The sequence below is a fragment of the Providencia sp. PROV223 genome, assembly GCF_028479245.1.
In the GTDB taxonomy this organism is placed as follows: Bacteria; Pseudomonadota; Gammaproteobacteria; order Enterobacterales; family Enterobacteriaceae; genus Providencia; species Providencia rettgeri.
The window spans coordinates 120,845-141,711 of sequence record NZ_JAMPNG010000001.1; the positions used below are offsets into that span (position 1 = coordinate 120,845).

Annotated in this window: 16 protein-coding genes; 8 read left to right on the forward strand and 8 right to left on the reverse strand. The window is 38.8% G+C overall.

Going from position 1 to position 20,867, the window contains the following annotated elements:
• The first annotated feature begins 36 nt into the window (after positions 1-36).
• Positions 37-792, forward strand: a complete 756-nt coding sequence (locus tag PR767_RS00605; RefSeq protein WP_004254821.1) for an FNR family transcription factor — start codon at positions 37-39, stop codon at positions 790-792.
• Positions 793-917: 125 nt separating this feature from the next.
• A complete protein-coding gene (gene uspE / locus PR767_RS00610; protein ID WP_004910778.1) occupies positions 918-1,865 on the forward strand; it encodes a universal stress protein UspE in 948 nt (315 codons plus the stop codon).
• A gap of 49 nt (positions 1,866-1,914) precedes the next feature.
• On the opposite strand, the gene PR767_RS00615 is transcribed toward uspE, so the two are convergent.
• Entirely contained in the window at positions 1,915-2,547 is a 633-nt protein-coding gene (locus PR767_RS00615) for a TetR/AcrR family transcriptional regulator (protein ID WP_109912182.1), read from the reverse strand.
• Between the two features lie 167 nt (positions 2,548-2,714).
• On the opposite strand from PR767_RS00615, the gene PR767_RS00620 reads away from it, so the two are divergent.
• A complete protein-coding gene (locus tag PR767_RS00620; RefSeq protein ID WP_004910773.1) occupies positions 2,715-3,911 on the forward strand; it encodes an MFS transporter in 1,197 nt (398 codons plus the stop codon).
• 131 nt (positions 3,912-4,042) lie between these two features.
• On the opposite strand, the gene pntB is transcribed toward PR767_RS00620, so the two are convergent.
• Complete coding sequence (gene pntB, locus PR767_RS00625; protein ID WP_004910772.1) at positions 4,043-5,431, reverse strand: Re/Si-specific NAD(P)(+) transhydrogenase subunit beta; 1,389 nt, start codon at positions 5,429-5,431, stop codon at positions 4,043-4,045.
• Between the two features lie 13 nt (positions 5,432-5,444).
• Positions 5,445-6,974 carry a Re/Si-specific NAD(P)(+) transhydrogenase subunit alpha gene (gene pntA, locus PR767_RS00630; RefSeq protein ID WP_110731915.1) on the reverse strand — a complete coding sequence of 510 codons (1,530 nt, stop codon included), beginning with the start codon at positions 6,972-6,974 and terminating at the stop codon, positions 5,445-5,447.
• 385 nt (positions 6,975-7,359) lie between these two features.
• Here pntA and ydgH point away from each other — a divergent pair, with 385 nt between their 5' ends.
• Both ydgH and PR767_RS00640 read left to right on the forward strand, forming a co-directional pair.
• Positions 7,360-8,310: a DUF1471 family protein YdgH gene (gene ydgH, locus PR767_RS00635; protein WP_109912180.1), complete on the forward strand. Its 951-nt coding sequence runs from the start codon at positions 7,360-7,362 to the stop codon at positions 8,308-8,310.
• A gap of 353 nt (positions 8,311-8,663) precedes the next feature.
• Entirely contained in the window at positions 8,664-10,004 is a 1,341-nt protein-coding gene (locus PR767_RS00640; protein ID WP_371021248.1) for a basic amino acid/polyamine antiporter, read from the forward strand.
• Between the two features lie 283 nt (positions 10,005-10,287).
• On the opposite strand, the gene hrpA is transcribed toward PR767_RS00640, so the two are convergent.
• A complete protein-coding gene (gene hrpA / locus PR767_RS00645; RefSeq protein ID WP_272519742.1) occupies positions 10,288-14,187 on the reverse strand; it encodes an ATP-dependent RNA helicase HrpA in 3,900 nt (1,299 codons plus the stop codon).
• Between the two features lie 214 nt (positions 14,188-14,401).
• On the opposite strand from hrpA, the gene PR767_RS00650 reads away from it, so the two are divergent.
• Positions 14,402-15,001 (forward strand): FMN-dependent NADH-azoreductase, encoded by a 600-nt coding sequence (locus PR767_RS00650; RefSeq protein ID WP_004910760.1) that lies wholly within the window; start codon positions 14,402-14,404, stop codon positions 14,999-15,001.
• Between the two features lie 80 nt (positions 15,002-15,081).
• Here PR767_RS00650 and PR767_RS00655 read toward each other — a convergent pair whose 3' ends face one another.
• Genes PR767_RS00655 through PR767_RS00665 form a run of 3 tightly spaced genes read right to left on the reverse strand, consistent with a single transcriptional unit; the run spans position 15,082 to position 18,229 of the window.
• On the reverse strand, positions 15,082-15,411 hold the full coding sequence (locus PR767_RS00655) for a YdbL family protein (protein ID WP_004910759.1): 330 nt from the start codon (positions 15,409-15,411) through the stop codon (positions 15,082-15,084).
• A complete protein-coding gene (locus PR767_RS00660; protein ID WP_102140371.1) occupies positions 15,408-15,620 on the reverse strand; it encodes a YnbE family lipoprotein in 213 nt (70 codons plus the stop codon). Before PR767_RS00660 ends, PR767_RS00655 begins: the two co-directional genes overlap by 4 nt.
• An 11-nt stretch (positions 15,621-15,631) precedes the next feature.
• A complete protein-coding gene (locus tag PR767_RS00665; protein ID WP_272519743.1) occupies positions 15,632-18,229 on the reverse strand; it encodes a YdbH family protein in 2,598 nt (865 codons plus the stop codon).
• 234 nt (positions 18,230-18,463) lie between these two features.
• Between PR767_RS00665 and PR767_RS00670 the strand changes: the two genes are divergently transcribed.
• Together PR767_RS00670 and PR767_RS00675 are read left to right on the forward strand one after the other, a co-directional pair.
• Positions 18,464-19,462, forward strand: a complete 999-nt coding sequence (locus PR767_RS00670) for a 2-hydroxyacid dehydrogenase (protein ID WP_272519855.1) — start codon at positions 18,464-18,466, stop codon at positions 19,460-19,462.
• 14 nt (positions 19,463-19,476) lie between these two features.
• Positions 19,477-19,914, forward strand: a complete 438-nt coding sequence (locus PR767_RS00675; RefSeq protein WP_164528881.1) for an META domain-containing protein — start codon at positions 19,477-19,479, stop codon at positions 19,912-19,914.
• Between the two features lie 78 nt (positions 19,915-19,992).
• Here PR767_RS00675 and grxB read toward each other — a convergent pair whose 3' ends face one another.
• Positions 19,993-20,631 (reverse strand): glutaredoxin 2, encoded by a 639-nt coding sequence (gene grxB, locus PR767_RS00680; RefSeq protein ID WP_211888801.1) that lies wholly within the window; start codon positions 20,629-20,631, stop codon positions 19,993-19,995.
• Positions 20,632-20,867: the final 236 nt, after the last annotated feature.

A 20,867-nucleotide genomic window follows, 5' to 3' on the forward strand; every position in this document is an offset into this window, starting at 1 on the left:
TCATATCAATAATTTTAACTTGATTGAGCCTTAAATATGATCCCAGAAAAAAGAGTTGTTCGTCGCATCCAGTCTGGTGGTTGTGCTATTCATTGCCAGGACTGCAGTATTAGCCAACTTTGCATTCCTTTTACGCTGAATGAACATGAACTGGATCAACTTGATAATATCATCGAACGCAAGAAACCAATTCAAAAAGGCCAAGCTTTGTTTAAAGCAGGCGATGAGTTGCGTTCATTATATGCCATCCGCTCTGGTACAATAAAAAGCTATACAATAACCGAAGAAGGCGATGAGCAAATTACCGGTTTTCATTTAGCTGGAGACCTTGTTGGTTTTGACGCCATCATTCATACACAGCACCCAAGTTTTGCACAAGCACTTGAAACATCAATGGTTTGTGAAATACCTTTTGAAACATTAGATGATTTATCAGGCAAAATGCCTAATTTACGTCAGCAAATTATGCGTTTAATGAGCGGTGAAATTAAAGGTGACCAAGAAATGATCCTTTTATTATCTAAGAAAAATGCGGAAGAACGTTTAGCTGCATTTATTCTTAACCTCTCACACCGCTTTGCAGAACGCGGTTTTTCACCAAGAGAATTTAGATTGACCATGACTCGTGGAGATATTGGTAACTATCTTGGATTAACTGTTGAAACCATCAGCCGTTTATTAGGCCGCTTTCAAAAAAGTGGCATGCTGAGTGTTAAAGGTAAGTATATCACCATCGAAGATATGGCTAAACTGACTGATATTGCTGGTAAAGTTTCCGCAATTACATGCTAATATCCCTAAACGGATCACGTTATCAGTGATCCGTTTTCATTTTTTTCCCTAGATTTCTTGCCTATTTAATCTCAATATCATAGTTTATCTATATGGAAATATCCGTGTATCGAGAGGATTTCAATATGGCAAACTATAAAAATCTGCTAGTTGCAATTGACCCAAATCAGGATGATCAACCTGCATTAAGACGTGCTGTCTACATCGTGCAGCGTAATGGTGGACGGATAAAAGCGTTTTTGCCTATCTACGACCTTTCCTATGACATGACAACATTACTGTCCCCTGAAGAGCGTAATGCCATGCGTAAAGGTGTAATAAGCCAAAAAGCAGCGTGGATCAAACAACAAGCTCATTTCTATCTTGAAGCAGGCATTGATATTGAAATTAAAGTTATTTGGCACAACAAGCCATATGAGGCCATTATTCAGGAAGTTATCAGTGGTGAACATGACTTATTACTGAAAATGGCACATCAAACCGATAATTTCGAGTCAATTATTTTTACCCCGTTAGACTGGCATTTACTCCGAAAATGCCCTGCTCCTGTCTGGATGGTGAAAGATAAAGTATGGCCAGACCACGGTTCCGTGGTTGTTGCCGTTAATTTATCAAATGAGGAATCTTATCACGATGACCTCAATATTAAATTGGTCGAAAAAACAAAAGACTTAGCAACACGCATTATTAAAGAACAGGAAATTCATTTAGTAAGCGCATATCCTGTTGCGCCAATGAATATTGCCATAGAGTTGCCCGATTTCGACCCGAGCTTATATAACAACGCACTACGTGGCCAACATTTAATTGCGATGAAAGAGCTACGGCAAAAATTTGGGATTGATGAAAAGTACACCCATGTCCGTGAAGGCCTACCTGAAAAAATTATTCCTGACATGTGTGAAGAATTACATGCGGGGGTTGTGGTGCTGGGTATTTTAGGCCGTACAGGGATTTCAGCGGCCTTTTTGGGGAATACCGCAGAGCATGTCATCGATAAGCTAAAATGTGATTTATTAGCGATTAAACCTGACGGCTTTGTCTGCCCTATCACCCCTGCTGATGAAGATTAATTAATCATTTAAAAATTGCTCCCCCTAATTCACTAACTAGGGGAGCAATTCAATCCTGATTCTGTTTATGTTGGCTGGAATTAAGTACTGGCCAAACCTGCATAGCATTAAAAATAACTTGATTCAGCCTCTCAAGTTCAATTCCGTCACACGCTTGGATGGTAAAACCATCAATTACCGTGATATAAAAATCAACGATAGCTTCAATCGGTGCATCTGGTGCAACATCGCCATCAGCAATACCTTTGCGCATGCGCTCTAGTAGAATCTCTTGATAGCTCTTACGTTTTTCTTGAACGTTTAATTGCACATCTTCGATTTGCTTCGCCCCATTCATTGCTGCAGTAATCAACATACAACCTGCGGGTTTGTTTGGCTGAATTAGCCTTTTGGCGCTTTCGTACATCAGTAATTCAATCGCAATTTTCGCCGTTTTAGCTTGCTTTACGATAGACAAAATAGGGCAAGCTTCATTCATCAAATAATAATCAATACATTGATTGAACAACGATGCTTTATCACCAAAAGCACAGTAAAGACTAGGTGCGGTGATACCTAGCTCATGAGTTAAATCGCTAATTGAGGTTGCAACATAGCCATTTCGCCAAAAAAGTAACATGGCTTTAGCTAATGCATCTTGTTGGTCAAAGCCTTTAGGCCGCCCGCGTTTTATTTGATTCATCTTCTCACTTTACTCGCAGTCAACTCACGATGCCATAACTATTTTATAGTGATCACTACAAAAATAATTGACAGCGCCTAAATTTGCATAAAGAATAGCATTATAATTTTATAGCGGTCACTATAAAATTATTTTTTTGTAAATAACTCAATTTTCATGGAAAGCAAATGACAACAACTCATTTTTCTTCGCACAATGGTAACTGGCTTTCACTATTATCTGCAACTTTTGCTTGCTTCATTATTGTTACTGGTGAATTTTTAGCGATTAGCGTCCTGAATAATATCGCTTATGATTTCCAAATATCAACAGGTACTGCAGGACTTACCGTGACAGTCACATCTATCGCAGGTATGGTATCCTCCCTATTTGTTCCCATTTATGCAAAAAATATCGATAGACGCCAAGTATTACTTTTCTTAGTTGCTCTCATGATATTAGCCAACGCAATTACGGCTTTCGCTTCTAATTTTAGTTTAGTTTTATTAGGTCGTTTCGCATTAGGAATTGCATTAGGGGGTTTTTGGGGTGTTGCTGCTGGCTTAGTCGTACGTTTAGCACCTAAAAACATGTCAATTACCACATCCGTAACAATATTTTTTTCGGCAGTCACATTAGTTACCGTACTCGGCGTACCTCTAGGCGCTTGGCTATCTGATAACTATGGTTGGAGAACACCTTATATTGCATTAGTCATTGCGGGCGCTATCGCATTTTTAATGCAGTATTTTTCTTTACCATCATTAAAGCCGTCCTCGTCTATGCAATGGAAAGAGTTATTATTGATGCCCTCGCACCCTATTGCACGTAAAGGGTTAGTTATATTCACACTGATTTTTTTAGCACATTTCTCTGCCTATAATTATTTTACGGTATTCTTTAAACAAACCGCAGGCTTTATCGAAGGGCAAATTTCAGCATTATTACTCTTTTTTGGAGTGGCTAGCGTCGTTGGCAATATACTGGCAGGTTATGTCGGAAAACATAATGTTCGTTATAATTTTGCGATTAGTGCACTTTTATTGGCCTTAGCTTTTCTCGCATTATCTGTTTTAGATTTTAATTGGGCAACCAGTATCATATTTGTTTTTTCATGGGGAGTTGCTGCGGGTATGGTTCCTGCAACAATCAACATGTGGATGCACGTTCATGTTCCAGAATTAACCGAAAAAGGTTCAGCTTTGATTACCTTTATGTTTTTAATTTTAATTACTATTGGTAGCTTAGTGGGAGGATATGTCATGGATAATTTCAATGGCGGAGTTCTCATGATGAGCATGCTCATAATATCAACACTAGCGTTTTTATTAGTGTTTACCTTTGCTCGAGGGCTAACCAATTGCGCTCGATTTTGCCTCAAATGATGCGTTTATAAGACTGCATCACATAAACTGATTTAACTCTCAAATATCAAGAAGGGGTGACTGGAATTAACCAATCACCCCTTCTTATTTACTTTGCTAATTTTTTTGAAATGAATTAGTAACTCATTAAATTACAATGCACGTAAGATTGCATCAACGCTATCTTTCGCATCACCAAACAACATCTGCGTATTTTCTTTGAAGAATAATGGGTTTTGCACCCCAGCATAGCCAGTATTCATTGAACGTTTAAATACAATGACATTGCTTGCTTTCCAAACTTCAAGAACTGGCATACCTGCAATTGGGCTGTTTGGATCTTCTTGAGCCGCTGGGTTAACCGTATCGTTAGCACCAATAACAAGAACGGTATCGGTATCAGAGAAATCATCATTAATTTCATCCATTTCCAATACGATATCATAAGGTACTTTAGCTTCGGCTAATAATACGTTCATATGGCCAGGTAAACGCCCAGCTACAGGGTGAATACCAAAACGCACATTAATACCACGTTCACGTAGTTTAGTGGTGATATCCGCAACAGGGTATTGTGCTTGTGCAACCGCCATACCATAGCCTGGAGTGATAATTACCGATGTTGAATTTTTCAACATTTCAGCGACTTCTTCTGCCGTGCTTTCACGGTACTCACCCATTTCTTCTTCTGTGCCTGTTGAAGAGCCATCTGTACCGAAGCCTCCTGCAATAACACTGATAAACGAACGGTTCATCGCCTTACACATAATATAGGACAGAATCGCACCTGAAGAACCGACCAATGCCCCTGTGACGATCAACAAGTCATTGCTTAACATGAAACCTGCCGCTGCAGCAGCCCAACCTGAATAAGAATTCAGCATTGAAACAACCACAGGCATATCCGCTCCACCAATTGATGCCACTAAATGCCAGCCAAAAGCTAAAGCAATCGCAGTCATGATTAGCATCAAGAAGACTTGTAAGCCCACACTTTCTGTTTTAACGAAAATCACTAACAGAATGAATGAAACAACTAATGCCGCTAAATTCAGTTTATGGCGATTAGGTAACATCATCGGTTTTGATGACATTTTTCCTGATAATTTACCATAAGCGACCACTGAGCCAGTGAAGGTAACCGCACCAATGAAGATCCCTAAGAAAACTTCTGTTAAATGAATGTTTTCCATCACAACATCAGCGTGCCCTTCACTTGCGATAAAGCTGTTGAAACCAACCAGCACTGCTGCTAAACCGACAAAACTATGTAAAATAGCCACCAGCTCAGGCATTTCTGTCATTTCAACTTTTTTCGCTAAGCGAATACCAATCACTGCACCAATAACCATCGCAACGATCATCCAGCCCACATTAGCACTGTGAGGACCTAAAATCGTGGCTACCAATGCAATAGCCATCCCGATGATGCCGTAAGTATTCCCTCGTTGGGAGCTTTCATGACGGGATAGCCCAGCAAGGCTGAAAATAAATAGGATAGCAGCAACTATATAAGCTGCTGTCACAATTCCACTCGACAACATAAGTTACCCCTTACCCTTTACGAAACATTTTTAACATGCGTTGGGTTACAGTGAACCCACCAAAAATATTGATACTGGCGATCAATATGGCGATAAAGGATAAGAAGCTTACCCAGCCACCGCTTCCAATCTGGAGCAAGGCGCCCACGACGATGATCCCTGAAATAGCATTAGTGACTGACATTAACGGTGTATGCAATGCATGAGTGACATTCCACACCACGTAATAACCGACCACACAAGCTAATGCAAATACCGTAAAGTGCGATAAAAACTCTTTTGGCGCTGAATTAGCGAACCAACCAAACAAGATGATGGCTAATGCCATCAAGCCATATTTCAGCGTCGGTGACATCTTTTTCTCAGGCGCTTTAACTTTTTCAACCGATTGCGGTTTCGCCTGCGGTTGAGCAGATACCTGAATTGGGGGGGCAGGCCAGGTGATTTCACCTTGCTTAATCACTGTGACACCGCGAATAACCAGATCGTCAAAATCAATGTTGATTTCACCGTCTTTTTCTTTGCATAGCAGTTTCATCAAGTTAACAAGGTTTGTTCCATATAACTGTGATGATTGAGTTGGCAAACGGCTTGGTAAATCAGTGTAGCCAATGATTTTTACGCCATTGTCAGTCACAACCAACTTATCTGCTTGAGTTAATTCACAGTTTCCCCCAGTTTGCGCCGCTAAGTCGACAACCACACTCCCTGGTTTCATTGATTCAACCATTTCCTTGGTAATCAATTTAGGTGCGGGTTTACCTGGGATCAGTGCCGTAGTCACAATGATATCGACTTCTTTCGCCTGGGCAGCGAACAATTCCATCTCAGCTTTAATAAATGCTTCTGACATCACTTTGGCATAGCCATCGCCACTACCAGCCTCTTCTTTGAAATCTAGCTCAAGGAATTCAGCTCCCATACTCTGAACTTGCTCTTTCACCTCAGGGCGAGTGTCAAAAGCGCGAACAATAGCGCCTAAGCTACCTGCTGCACCAATTGCAGCAAGACCAGCAACCCCAGCACCGATGATCATGACTTTCGCTGGAGGCACTTTACCTGCTGCCGTAATTTGCCCCGTAAAAAAACGGCCAAATTCATGAGCAGCTTCAACAATTGCACGGTAGCCTGCAATGTTTGCCATTGAACTCAGCGCATCAAGTGACTGGGCACGTGAAATACGTGGCACGGCATCCATCGCCATCACGTTAATTTTCCGAGCTTTTAACGCTTCCATTAGCTCAGCATTTTGTGCCGGCCAAATGAAACTCACCAGTGTTGCCCCTTCTTTTAACAGAGGAATTTCATCATCCAGTGGCGCGTTGACTTTAAAAACGATATCCGCAGCAAATGCAGTATCACGATCAACGATTTCTGCCCCCGCTTGTTCGTATGCTACATCATCAAAACTGGCTAAATGACCCGCATTTTGTTCTACACAGACAGAAAAACCTAACTTAAGAAGTTGAGTCACTGTTGATGGTGTAGCTGCAACACGCGCTTCATTGGCAAGTCTTTCTCTTGGTATACCAATACGCATAATGTTCCCTTTTTAATGCCTAACGTAATGTTGTTAATAGAGTGTTTGCTAAAATAATGACTATCATCACAGAGAAAAGTCTTATTTTGTGCATAAACAGATTTTTAATGTTCTAATAACCTACTGAAAATAAGCTTCTTGATCCATAATTGATCTCGATTCTTAGACAGTAAATGGAATTCGCAGTGAAAATCTTAGTTTTAGGTCAATAAAATACTGGATACTTTAAAAAATCTGGTAAATTTAACTAGTCAATAATTATTTATTTCTCATAAAAAGAAAATCATGAGACAACGGGTTCCGTTACGTGTAATAATCACGTACATGTGATACAACTAAGATTCAGCATGTTTATAATAAATTGCGCAAGGCGGAAGGATTTTGTATGAAGCTGAAAACTACGGTCATCGCAGCCGCGGTGTTATCATTAACTAGTATAACTGCTACTCAGGCGGCTGTTGAATTGACGCCAAAACAGGCTACTGAATTAAAACCTTATGAGCGTATAACAGTTACCGGGCGCTTTAATGCTATTTATGAAGCATCCGATGCAGTCTCCCGTAGGGCTGATAAAATGGGGGCATATGCCTTTTACATTCAAAGCCTTGATGATGTAGGTGATAGCGGCAACATGCGTGTTGTTGCAGATGTCTACGCAAAAGATGCACCAGAAGTTGGTACACCGAAACGTCGTGTATTCGGTGGTGTTGAAGAAATGTCAAAAACTGACGCAACAGAATATGAGCCTTTTGATACTGTTACGGTAAGCGGTTTTTACCCTTCTCAACCAGACCTCTATGAGGCTATTGCTAAAAAAGCCCTTGAAAAAAATGCAGCCTCATTCTATGTGGTTCGTAATATCGCAATGAATGATGGTGGAAACACATTAGCAACGGCTTACATCTATAAGAAAGATGCCCCGAAACGACAAGTACTTAATGAAGACGCAGTGGTTCCTGCTGATTCAGAAGCTGGTCGAGCTCTATTAGCTGAAGGCGGTGAAGCAGCTAAAAAAGTACGTATCCCAGGTGTTGCATCTTCTGAAGAGCCAACAAGCGCAGTCGGTCGTTTCTTTGAAACCTCTAGCAGCCAGCCAGGTCGTACTAGTGTGACTCTGCCAAGTGGCTATGTTATTGAAGAAGTGAACAAAACAGCAGCAGCTCAAATGGTTCCATTTGACTCTATTACATTCTCAGGATATTACACCAATACGCCAGAAGTACGTTACCAAATAGCAAAACGTGCTGAAGCTAAAGGGGCTAAGTATTTCCATATTACAAGAGAATGGCAATCTAATGGTGGAAGTGTCACCATCAGTGCTGACTTGTTTAAATAACCCAGTATTACGTGATGTTAAAACCAGCCTACTCGGCTGGTTTTTTTGTTTTTATACTTTCTCTTTACGTTATTTATTTTCTTTGGCTCTATTCACTTCCATTCTTTTAAAAAAGTGCATAAAACATCTTTAAAAATGCATACATTGCCATTGCATATCTGTCATTTCGTTCGTAGAATCCACACCTATGAAAACATGTAGTCATTCTATCTGCTTTTTTAATGGCTACTAGTTAAACTAATTATTGCAATGGCATTTTAACGTCATTTTAACTTTTGATTTCTGAACGTTCAGGATTTACTTTGAAAAATACTTTGAGTCTTACCGCACTAACAGCGCTAGTTCTTAGCTCAATGGTTGGCGCCGGTGTTTTTAGTCTCCCTCAAAATATGGCGGAAGTTGCCAGCCCACTCGCATTAATAATTGGTTGGTCAATTACAGGTGTGGGTATCCTCTTTTTAGCATTTGCCCTATTGTTACTTTCCCGCATACGTCCTGACCTTGACGGTGGAATATTTACTTACGCAAAAGTCGGCTTCGGGGAATTAATTGGTTTTTGTTCAGCCTGGGGGTATTGGCTATGTGCGGTAGTTGCCAATGTGTCTTATCTCGTTATCGTATTCGCAGCAATCAGTTTTTTTACGGATACGCCTGATAACATTGTTTTTGGTGATGGGAATACATGGCAAGCTCTAATCGGAGAGTCCATACTTCTCTGGTTTGTTCATTATTTAGTTCTTCGAGGGGTACAGACAGCCGCTGGGATTAATAAACTTGCTACAATGGCAAAATTGGTTCCTCTTGGCTTATTTATTGTATTGGCTTTTTTTGCGTTTAAACTTGATATTTTCAATGCAGATTTTAGTGGTATCGAATTTGGTGTTCCGGTTTGGGAACAAGTTAAAGATACCATGCTGATTACACTCTGGGTATTTATTGGTATCGAAGGTGCTGTTGTCGTTTCTGCTAGAGCTAAAAATCGCCGTGATGTTGGCTTAGCAACAATTTTTGCAGTAAGTTCTGCATTAATTATCTACATTCTTGTTACCTTACTTTCCCTAGGTATCATGCCTAGAGCTGAACTCGCAGAAATAAAAAACCCATCCATGGCTCCGCTCATGGTAAATTTAATTGGTTCGAGTGGTGATATTATTATTGCGGCAGGCCTAATTATTTCCGTTTGTGGGGCTTATCTAAGCTGGACTATTATGGCTGCGGAAGTACCTTATATCGCAGCCCAATATCAATCATTCCCTAAAATATTCAACAAATTAAATAAAAATGATGCACCATCATCTTCTTTATGGCTCACCAATGGTGCAGTACAACTATCTTTGGTTCTTATTTGGCTTAGTGGGAGTAATTACAACACATTGCTTACCATCGCCTCTGAAATGATTTTAGTCCCTTATTTCCTTGTTGGCGCATTTTTAGTAAAAGTGGCTTTTGAACGTCATAATAAAGCATTACTTGCCGTTGGAGCTATTGCCAGCCTTTATGGTTTATGGCTGCTTTATGCATCAGGGTTAATTAATTTGCTATTATCTGTCGTTTTGTATGCTCCAGGTATTTTGGTCTTTTTCTATGCTCGTCAGCAGCAAACCAACCAAATGCCATTAAAAGCGATTGAAAAAATTATGGCATATGCCATTGCGATAGCCGCTATTCCTGCGCTCTATTATTTGGTTGCCTAGTCTTATATAAAGGGCTTAATTTTTATGAGTAAATTTAAGCCCTAATCTGCTGCAAAATCCTAGTCCCTGGTCGCTTAATAGCCCAATAATTTTCTATTACCCCCACCTCTTTCACTATTTTTCGCTCTCTTATTTTAGTGAAAATGACTGTTGTACGAACTCGAAAGTTTATATTTTTAATTTCCTTTAGTATGTTGTAACTAAATAAGCCAAGATTAACTAAAATAAAAAACGCTTCACATAAACAATATGTGAAGCGCCAATGAGTAAAAAATAATAGTTCTTACAGCTGTTGTGATAAGTGTTCCATCAACTGCATAATGCGTTTATCCGAAATTGGGTATGGTGTTCCAAGCTGTTGGGCAAACAAGCTAACTCGCAATTCTTCAATCATCCAACGAATTTCTTGAACTTCTGGCATATTTCTCTGAATTGGAGATAATTTAGCTAGCCATTGTTGCCACATATTCTGAACATGCTCTACCTTACTCATTTGAGCACGATCTCGGTTAGGGTCAATCGCTAATTTTTCTAATCTCCGCTCTATTCCATTTAAATAACGAAGAATATCAGGTAAGCGCTTCCAACCATGAGTGGTCACAAAGCCTTTAAATACCAAATTCGACATTTGTGTTTTTATATCCGATAACGCTATCGCCATCGAAAAATCAACCCGCCCTTTTAGACGTTTATTGATAGCAAACACCGCTGTTAATATTTGTTCAACTTGCTTAGCAATATTAACAACCACATCATTTAATTCTGCACGTGCAAACTCTTTCAGTTTTTCAAACTGCACTTCATCCCATACCGCACCACCAAAATCAGCAATTATTTGGTCGACGCCACAAGCAATACAGTCATCAATTAACTCTAATACCTTACCATAAGGGTTAAAATACAGACCTAATTTTGATTTATTTGGTAATTTTTCATGTAGATATTTAATTGGCGATGGAATGTTTAACAGCAATAACCGACGCACTCCGGCCCACATTGCTTGCTGTTGTTCCAATTCGGTTTCAAATACCTTGATACCAACGCTATTTTTCTCATCGACTAACGCAGGATAAGCTTTAACGGAATATCCGCCTCTTTTTTGCTCATAACGTTGAGGTAATTCGCCAAAACTCCAAATATGTAACCCGTGTTGCTCAATACCGTCATCCACAACTTCAGATAACGTTTCTTGCACTTTTTCTTTTAAGCTATTTTTTAGCTCATCAAGATTTTGCCCTTCCGCAACGGTTTTATTTTTGTCACCCACAACACGATACGTCATTTTTAAATGGGCTGGAAGCTGCGCTAATTGCCATGATTCACGTTCAACAGTGACACCTGTCATACGGCGTAATTCACGTTCAAGTTTATCCAATACGCTGCCTTCAGGCTCTGGCACTCGTTCTAAAAATGCAGAAGCATAATTAGGTGCAGGGACAAAATTTCGTCTAATAGGTTTAGGTAGTGATTTAATTAAAGCAACGATTAGCTCATGACGCAGCCCAGGAACTTGCCAATCAAAGCCAATATTCTGAACCTGATTTAATACAGCAAGAGGTATATGTACCGTCACACCATCAGCATCAGTTCCAGGTTCAAATTGGTAACTCAACCGAAATTTTAAATCTCCTTGATGCCAATAGTTAGGGTAATCAAGTGCCGAAACATTGCTGGCATCCTCTTTAATCAGCATACTTTTTTCAAAGCTTAACAGGTCAGATTGTTGCTTAGATGCTGTTTTCCACCAATTATCAAAATGACGGGAAGAAATCACATCATTCGGGATACGTTGGTCATAAAATGCAAATAATGTTTCATCATCAACTAAAATGTCACGTCGACGTGATTTATGCTCCAAATCCTCTACTTCTGATAATAATTTCAGATTTTCTTTAAAGAATGCGTGGCGAGTGACCCAATCCCCTTCAACCAAAGCGTGACGAATGAATAACTCACGGCATAGTAATGGGTCAATATTCCCATAGTTAACCTGCCTTGACGCAACAATAGGTAGCCCATATAGAGTCACTTTTTCGGATGCCATTACCGCGCCTTCAGATTTTGACCAATGAGGCTCACTATAACTATGTTTAGTTAAATGTTCAGCTAAGGGTTCAACCCACTCAACATCGATGGATGCGGCAATTCTTCCCCATAATTTCGATGTTTCAACAAGTTCCACAACCATTGTCCATTTTGGTGGTTTTTTAAACAACCCCGAACCTGGGAAAATAGTAAAACGTGCATTCCTAGCCCCAGTGAATTCGTGTTTATCGGCATCTTTTTGACCAATATGTGAAAGTAACCCAGCCAATAGCGAAACGTGAATACTTCGAAAATCAGCCTCAGAACTATTAATTGCAAAACCTTGCTCTTTTACCACTTGCCTCAGCTGAGTATATAAATCTTGCCACTCTCGAATACGTAAATAATTGAGAAAATCTTGGCGGCACATTTTTCTAAATTGGGCGTTAGAAAGCTGCGTTTGTTGTTCTTTTAAGTAATCCCAAAGATTTAAAAAGGCTAAGAAATCTGATTGCTTATCATGGAAACGGCGATGTTTTTCATCAGCAGCTTGCTGTTTATCTAACGGTCTCTCCCGCGGATCTTGAATTGATAATGCAGAAACAATCACCATTGTCTCACGTACTGCACCATGTTTACGTGCTTCAATCACCATCCGAGCAAGTCTTGGGTCAACAGGAAGCTGAGCTAGCTGCCGACCTGTATCTGTCAATTGATAGCCTTTATCTGCCTGTTTGTGGGACTTAATTGCACCTAGCTCTTCCAGTAATTTCACACCATCTTGGATATTACGTTTATCTGGAGCCTCTACAAATGGAAATGCAGAAATATCACCAAGACCAATAGAAGTCATTTGTAATATAACTGATGCTAAATTCGTCCGTAAAATTTCAGGGTCTGTAAACTCTGGGCGTGATAGAAAGTCATCTTCTGAATATAAACGAATACAAATCCCATCGGAAACACGGCCACAGCGCCCTTTACGTTGATTAGCGGAAGCCTGAGAGATAGCTTCAACAGGGAGACGCTGTACTTTTGTACGGTAACTATAACGACTAATACGTGCATAACCGGTATCAATGACATATTTGATACCAGGTACAGTTAATGATGTTTCTGCTACGTTTGTTGCAAGAATGATCCGACGTCCTCCATGAGGATGAAAGATGCGATTTTGCTCACTATTAGAAAGCCTTGCGAATAATGGTAAGATTTCAGTATGACGTAAAGAAAGTTTTGATAACGCATCTGCGGTATCACGAATTTCCCGCTCACCACTCATAAAAATCAATATATCGCCATTACCTTCAACAGATAGCTCATTTACTGCATCTATAATCCCATCTATTTGGTCACGGTCGCTATCGTTCTGATCTCCCATAATAGGACGATAACGGACTTCAACCGGATAGGTACGGCCAGACACTTCAACAATCGGAGCATGATTAAAGTGTTTCGAAAAACGTTCTGGGTCAATAGTTGCTGATGTAATAATAACTTTTAAATCAGGGCGTCTTGGTAATAATTGACGTAAATAACCTAAAATAAAGTCGATATTGAGGCTTCTTTCGTGAGCTTCATCGATGATAATAGTGTCATACTGCAACAGCAATTTGTCATTTTGTAGCTCCGCAAGCAAGATACCATCAGTCATCAATTTGACTTGAGTTGTTTCACTCACTTGGTCACTAAATCGCACTTTATAGCCAACATTTGAACCTAATTCACATTCAAGTTCTTGAGCAAGACGTGTCGCGACTGAGCGTGCGGCTAAACGTCTTGGCTGAGTGTGGCCTATAAATCCTAGGACCCCTCTGCCAAGTTCTAGACAAATTTTTGGAATTTGGGTGGTCTTTCCAGAGCCCGTTTCACCTGCAACAATAACTACTTGATGCTTTTTAATGGCATCTAAAATAACCTCTTTTTTCTGGCTGACGGGTAAATTATCCGGATACACAATTTTAGGCACATTTAATCGTTTAATTTCAACTTTTTGTTTGGCCTTTTCAATATCTATTTTAATAGCGTCAAGTACCGCAGAGCGCGATTTTTCGTTCTGGATCTTTGCAATACCTTGCACTCTTTTCTTTAGTAACCATTGGTCACGTAATGAAGTTTGTCCAATATCAGCGGTTAATGCTGTCAGAATGGATTTCACCTGTTAAATCCTTATCTTTAATAAATTTCAATACACGCTAGCCAATCCACTTCGCAATTTGTAAGGGCTAAATTTCGTTTTTATTTTTAATTGTTATTATCACATAAAAATACCATCAATTTTTTTGAAGAAGGCTATCTAATTTTTTTCCTATCAATCAGTTACACCTTACGTATCATTACCAATAAAGTTTTACCTAAAAATAGAGGAACACATGAGTAAAGTATTACTATTGAAATCAAGTATTCTGGCTGATTATTCACAAAGCAATAAAATGGCAGATTACTTTATTCAACAATGGCAGGAAAAACACTCAGCAGATACAGTAACTGTACGAGATTTAGTCAAAGAGCCAATTCCAGCGATTGACGGTGAAATTTTAGCAGCTTTTAGCCCAAGTGACACGAAAACAGAACAACAACAAGCACATTTGGACCTGTCAAATACGTTGATTGATGAAATTAAAGCTCACGATGTGATTGTTATTGCAGCCCCAATGTATAACTTTACGATTTCTTCTCATTTAAAACATTACTTCGACTTTATCGCTCGCTCAGGGCACACGTTTAAATATACAGAACAAGGTTCTGTTGGCTTATTAAAAGACAAGCGTGCCTATGTATTAACGAGTCGAGGTGGTATCTATAAAGGTACACCAACAGATACCATGGTGCCTTATTTAACATTATTTTTAGATTTCATTGGCATTACAGACGTTGAGTTCGTTTTTGCTGAAGGAACATCGTTAGGCCAAGAGTCCGTTGAACGAGCACATCAACAAGCACAAAACCATATAAATACTATTATCGCTTAAGATATAGTCTTTTTAAGTCATATATTATTAAAACCCAAAGCTACCATTGTTATATTTTGCGCACTTTCTGAGTGCGCTTTTTATTTCTTTTGTAACCATTGGCCATTAATGCCACGCACAAACTCCCCAGGACTTGCCCGTTCTACGAGTTTTTGCCCTGCTATCCTAGCGACCTCATTTGTTTTTAGGTTATTTTTTGCAGCAATTTCGCTGTATCTTTTTTCTCGTTCTTGGTTAATTTGTGCTGCTAGCTTAGTTGCCTCCTGGTTACTCGTATTAATCGGAGCTAAATAGCCCGACAGTGTTTCCCCTAATAGGCCTGTTTCTTTGGCTTCATCAACCGTAATTGCTATCGTCTGAAAAGCAGTCAATAATGAACATAGTGCTAGTACCTTGATAATTCGACTCATTTAGGATTTACCTCACCGAACAAATCACTATTTTCTTTCAATAATTCTTCTACTTGCCTATCCGCTTTTATTTGGATTTCATGTTCAATTTTTACATTCATATTAATATTGATGGGCTTATCCGGTGTTGCGACCTCAACTCGCAAGCAAGCTGATAACAACAATGCGATCGATATAGCTGTAGTGAATTTTAATATTTTCACGTTCATTCTTATGCTCATTATAAATTTTTTTCCAACCACTCTTCTAAAGAGCTACCAAATCGTAAACTACGCCATAATTGAAAGATATTTTCTTCATGTTGATAATGCAAATGAACTTCACGTTTTTTCTTTTCTTGCGTGTTATACCCTTCAAGGATTGTTGTCATCTTTAACATCCCTAAATTTGTAACATTAACATCTGTACGGCTGCGTTTTATTTCCAAATATTGTAACCACCCCATTGCGGAACCTGCAGATATATTATCTTCTCGGATAGAATCAACAAATTGGGGATCTAATCGTAATGTTAATGGCCCACTATTTTCTAACCATCCATCTTTAACTATCCATTCTGGGTTATTTAAATAAAAAGGTAATTCACCATTAACTTTACCGGAAACAGCAAATTGCGACACTCTTAGTATGGTAAATAACTGGCTAAGTTCAATCTGCCTTAATTTTATCGTAGCGGCTTGAGTTTGTGGCCAACGCAGTAAATCCATCGATATTTCACCCCCTAATGTTTTAAAGCCTACATTAGTCAGTTTTAATGGCGAATTTTCCGTTGGCGGATAAGAACCAGAGAGATCTGCTTTAATATCAGTTAATTCGAATAAATTATTGAGCTGCTTAATACGCAACTCAACAGGTACTTTAGCGCCCAAAGTCCAAGTACTTTGTTTTAAACGCCACGGTAAAACAAAATCTAATCCTGATAATTCGCCATCTTTTAACCAAAGACTAGTATTCTCTACGCGCCAGTGTCCTCCTGCAATAAAACCATCTTCCGGCGTTATTGAAAAAGCGGCTTGAGAAAATAATTTTCCTTGTTTTAATTCAATACCAAGGTCAGCAGGAATTAACGTTTGAAAAGCCGTGACCGACTGTTCAGGCCAACGAGCTTCCCCTCTTAATCTTTCACCGTCCCAGCGCCCAAAAATGACTATTGGCCCTACATCTTTAGTACTTAAATCGCCTTTAAGTTGAAATTCAGCAGGAGATTTTCCACTAAGATCTGCGTTTAATGTGATCCTTGGCAGATAACTTTCAGTACCGAATTGCATCCGTTCACTGGTAAGCTGTAATTTTCCATTAAAATTGGCTTTATTCTGATCACGCTGCCAAACCAATGGCTTACTTAGCTGTAAGCGTGGAGCTCTCATCGATAAGAGCCCATATTGTATTTGGTCAAACCCTGTATTTAAGCTATTTAATGTGATTAAAGTGTCCTGCCAACTCCCATTACCCTTAATATCCCAATTAGCTGATAATGAAGGCAAATTGGCATTTCCCCAATAATTCCAAAACCATTTTCCCTTATCTAAAGCAAACTTATTGGCTTTACCATCCAAATGAATGTCGAAATCTCCCCAGTACTGTTCTTTAACCTTAAGGATAGCTTGTAAACGCCCTGAAATACCATCTTCACTTAATGATGTTCCCGCGAGTGGTAATCTAACTTCATTCAGAACAAGTGTTTCAGAAAGGCGGCCATAAGCTCTTAATAATGAACTGGATAAAAAAGAAATTTTTGGGGCTGCTAGCTGACCTGAAAGCTTAGCGGGTAAATTAATATCCAGCACCATGTCATCATATTTAACTTGGCCATTTAAACTAAAATTAATATTCGTATCGAGTAAGTCTATTTGAGTGGCTGGCAGTGTTAAAACAATATTAGCTTTACCTTTCTTCGCTTGTGTAAGCATATTGACACGCCCTGAGAAAACCATTTCACTTAACGTTTTATCCCAGTTATCGACTTGAAAATTAACTCCCCCCTGCAAAGGAATATCTGCTTCTTTCCATTGCCATTTTCCTTGAGATATCTGTATGTTAGATGGTGTTAGCGCCCATGGTAGATAAAGTAATTCTTCTTGTGTTTCTGTATCCTTGACCGTTAATACCCCTTGGCCATTCACCCAACCAAATTCAGCCAGTAAAAATTTTTCTGGGTTGATTAACTTAAAGTAAGCATTCAATTCCCCCTTTTCGGGAAATTGATTAGCCATTAATGGCAATTGAACATCACCAAATAACTCTATTGTTTGCTTTTGTTCTGGTAGGTACGCAGAGAAATCTTTAATAACCAATTGATGCTCAGCCGTAATTAAAGATGATAATCTTAAATTATCCCCTCTAAAATCAAACTGTAGAGAGTTAACCTGATTTTTACGCAACCAGATACTACCTTGGTAATCACTCCATGGTTGTATATTGGTATTATTTATAACTAATGAAAAAACAGGGAGATTATCGATAAACTCTGCAATATTAATCGGTTCATTAACTGTTTCATTAGTTGGCTCAAGAGCACTTAAACATTCAGTTTTAACATCAAGACCATCCACAATAGCATGCAAGGGAAAGACAGAAAACCTTGTGCTATTCAATTGAACCAAAGTGCAATTGTTTGCTGTTATACTGATACTTGCTATATCCAATTGACCATAACTAATTCTTGGTTCTGAAAATGAAAGTTTAAGTGGCTTAGGAAGATAGTGCGATGCGACAACTGGCACCCAGTGGGATATCGTTATCCATAAGAGTATTAAGAGAGCAGCGCTTCCACCCAAAAAGTAGAGTAATGTTCTGAATGCTCTTTTTATTAACTGCATTACTGCGTCCCTTGTTCGAATTGTTCTATAGCGCACATGATAATTTTCAGCAAAATTTTCTTATTAAACGTGATACTAACAAAGATAAACCACATTCAATCGTAAACAGATACCTATTTTCTTAATTTATAGGTGATTTACAAACTTAATTGCCTTATTCTGAGTTTATATTTTGTAGGTACACCTTTTTACCTACTCTTTTCTAATTGGTTCCTAAAAATTGGAGTCTTTATGATGAAAATTGTTTCTTATAGTACCAAACAGTATGACCGCAAGCACATGGAACAAGTAAATCAAAATTCTGGATTTAATTTTAGTATTGAATATTTTGATTTTCCATTGACGGTTCAGACCGCTAAAAATGCGGTTGGTGCCGATGCCATCTGTATTTTCGTTAACGATGAAGCTAATCGCGCTGTTTTGGAAGAGCTTGCCGCACTAAATATTCGAATTTTAGCTTTACGTTGTGCTGGCTTTAACAACGTTGATTTACAAGCAGCTAAAGAATTAGGTATTCAGGTTGTCCGCGTGCCCGCTTATTCTCCTGAAGCTGTCGCCGAACATGCTGTTGGTATGATGCTATGTCTTAATCGCAGGATCCACCGTGCGTACCAGCGTACTCGAGATGCAAATTTCTCTCTCGAGGGATTAACAGGCTTTAATATGCATAACCGCACTGCGGGTATTATCGGCACAGGAAAAATTGGTCAAGCAACACTACGTATTTTAAAGGGATTCGGAATGCGTTTACTCGCACATGACCCCTACCCGAACCAAGCTGTTTTAGATTTGGGTGCTGAATATGTTGACTTAGATACTTTATATGAGCAATCAGATATTATTTCTCTTCATTGTCCATTAACACCAGAAAATCATCACTTACTCGATGAAGACGCCTTTAAGAAGATGAAAAATGGCGTCATGATCATCAATACAAGCCGAGGCGCATTAGTCGATTCTGTTGCGGCAATTAATGCACTAAAATCGCAGAAAATTGGCGCTTTAGGTATGGATGTATATGAAAACGAACGCGATTTATTTTTCGAAGATAAATCTAATGATGTCATACAAGATGATGTTTTTCGTCGACTTTCCTCTTGCCACAACGTATTGTTTACAGGGCATCAAGCGTTTTTAACGGAAGAAGCATTAACAAGCATCAGTCAAACTACGCTTAATAATATCCGTCAAATAAGTCGCGGGGAAATTTGCCCTAATATTGTTAACGCATAGTTGGGTCTGGAACCATGAAACGCCTAATTCCACTTACAATTTTGGGTTTATTGCTAGCAGCTTGCCAAACTCATCAAGTCAATGCGCGAAATGATGACCAAGCACTTGAAAATAAATTAATGCATCATCGTTTTATTCTCACTGAAGTGAATGGTAAGGCCATTAACAGTAAGCAAACAGCTCCTTCCCTTTCTTTTGGCGAGAAAATGTTTGTTTCTGCATCAATGTGTAATGATTTTAACGGGTTTGGCGATATCAAAAACGCAAAAATTACTGTAAAAAACTTAACTAGAACGGAACTCGAATGTGTTGATGAAGATTTATCTAAATGGGATTCAATGATAAACCGAGTACTGTCTGATGGCGCTGTTATTTCTTTAAAAAACAATCAGCTAATATTAATTCAGGGTCATTACAAATTAGTTTATACACTACGTGACTACGTCCATTAATGGATTATCCTGCACAACCTGCCTCTTTTAGAGGCGGTTGGCATTTAACAAAACCCACTAAACTGGCAACCAAGTAAGCTATTTAATCTTATCAAATAGCAAGTTAATATTCGTAGATTTTGCAATTCGCTCCATATAATTCCGAATGTTTGTGCTAAATGATAAGTGCTCAACAATACTCAAACTGCGTAAGGTTGGAAAAATAATAAAATCATTAATATCAATATCTTCGCTCCGTGTTTCTAACCACGCATCTAATAAAGATAATTGCGGCTCTAATTCAACTAGCAACGTATGTGTTTCTTTTTTAAGCTCATTTAAGTCGCCGTAAGATTTTGATGTTCTGCTTATATATGCTGCTCTAGCTTCCGCTGTACTGATTTCGGGAAAATCCGTTTGAGTAAAGCGTGGTGTTACAAGCTTATATACCACCACCGAAACCGTTTTAGACCAAGTCTCTATTTCAGGAGCAATACTCCCTTTTGCATATTTAGGTTCATTAATACTATCAACATAATGAACAATATCTAAACTTTCAGGTAAATAGCTTCCATCATCTTTTTGTAAAATAGGTAACATTTTTCGACCAATCATTTTTGTCGGTGTTTCTATATCATCATCGAATAAAACGATTTGCTCTACTGCTAACTTTTTTAAACCAAAAATCATTCTTGCTCTGACACAAAACGGACAGTGGTCATAAATATATAATTTCATTGTTAACCTCACTAATTTGATAATAAAAGTTACAATAGGTTTATACAGTATACTTGAGTGCTTACATTTATGTCTTATCACGCTTGTAAAATTTTGTTTAGCGCAAGGAAAAATAAATGTAATAGAGTGCACAAAATCCCAATAATGAAATACAGATCATGGCAAAATACGTTTAATAATGGCTACTCCTGAAAAAAATATGCAGCTAAATTCCATCGCAATTATCCTTTTGATAA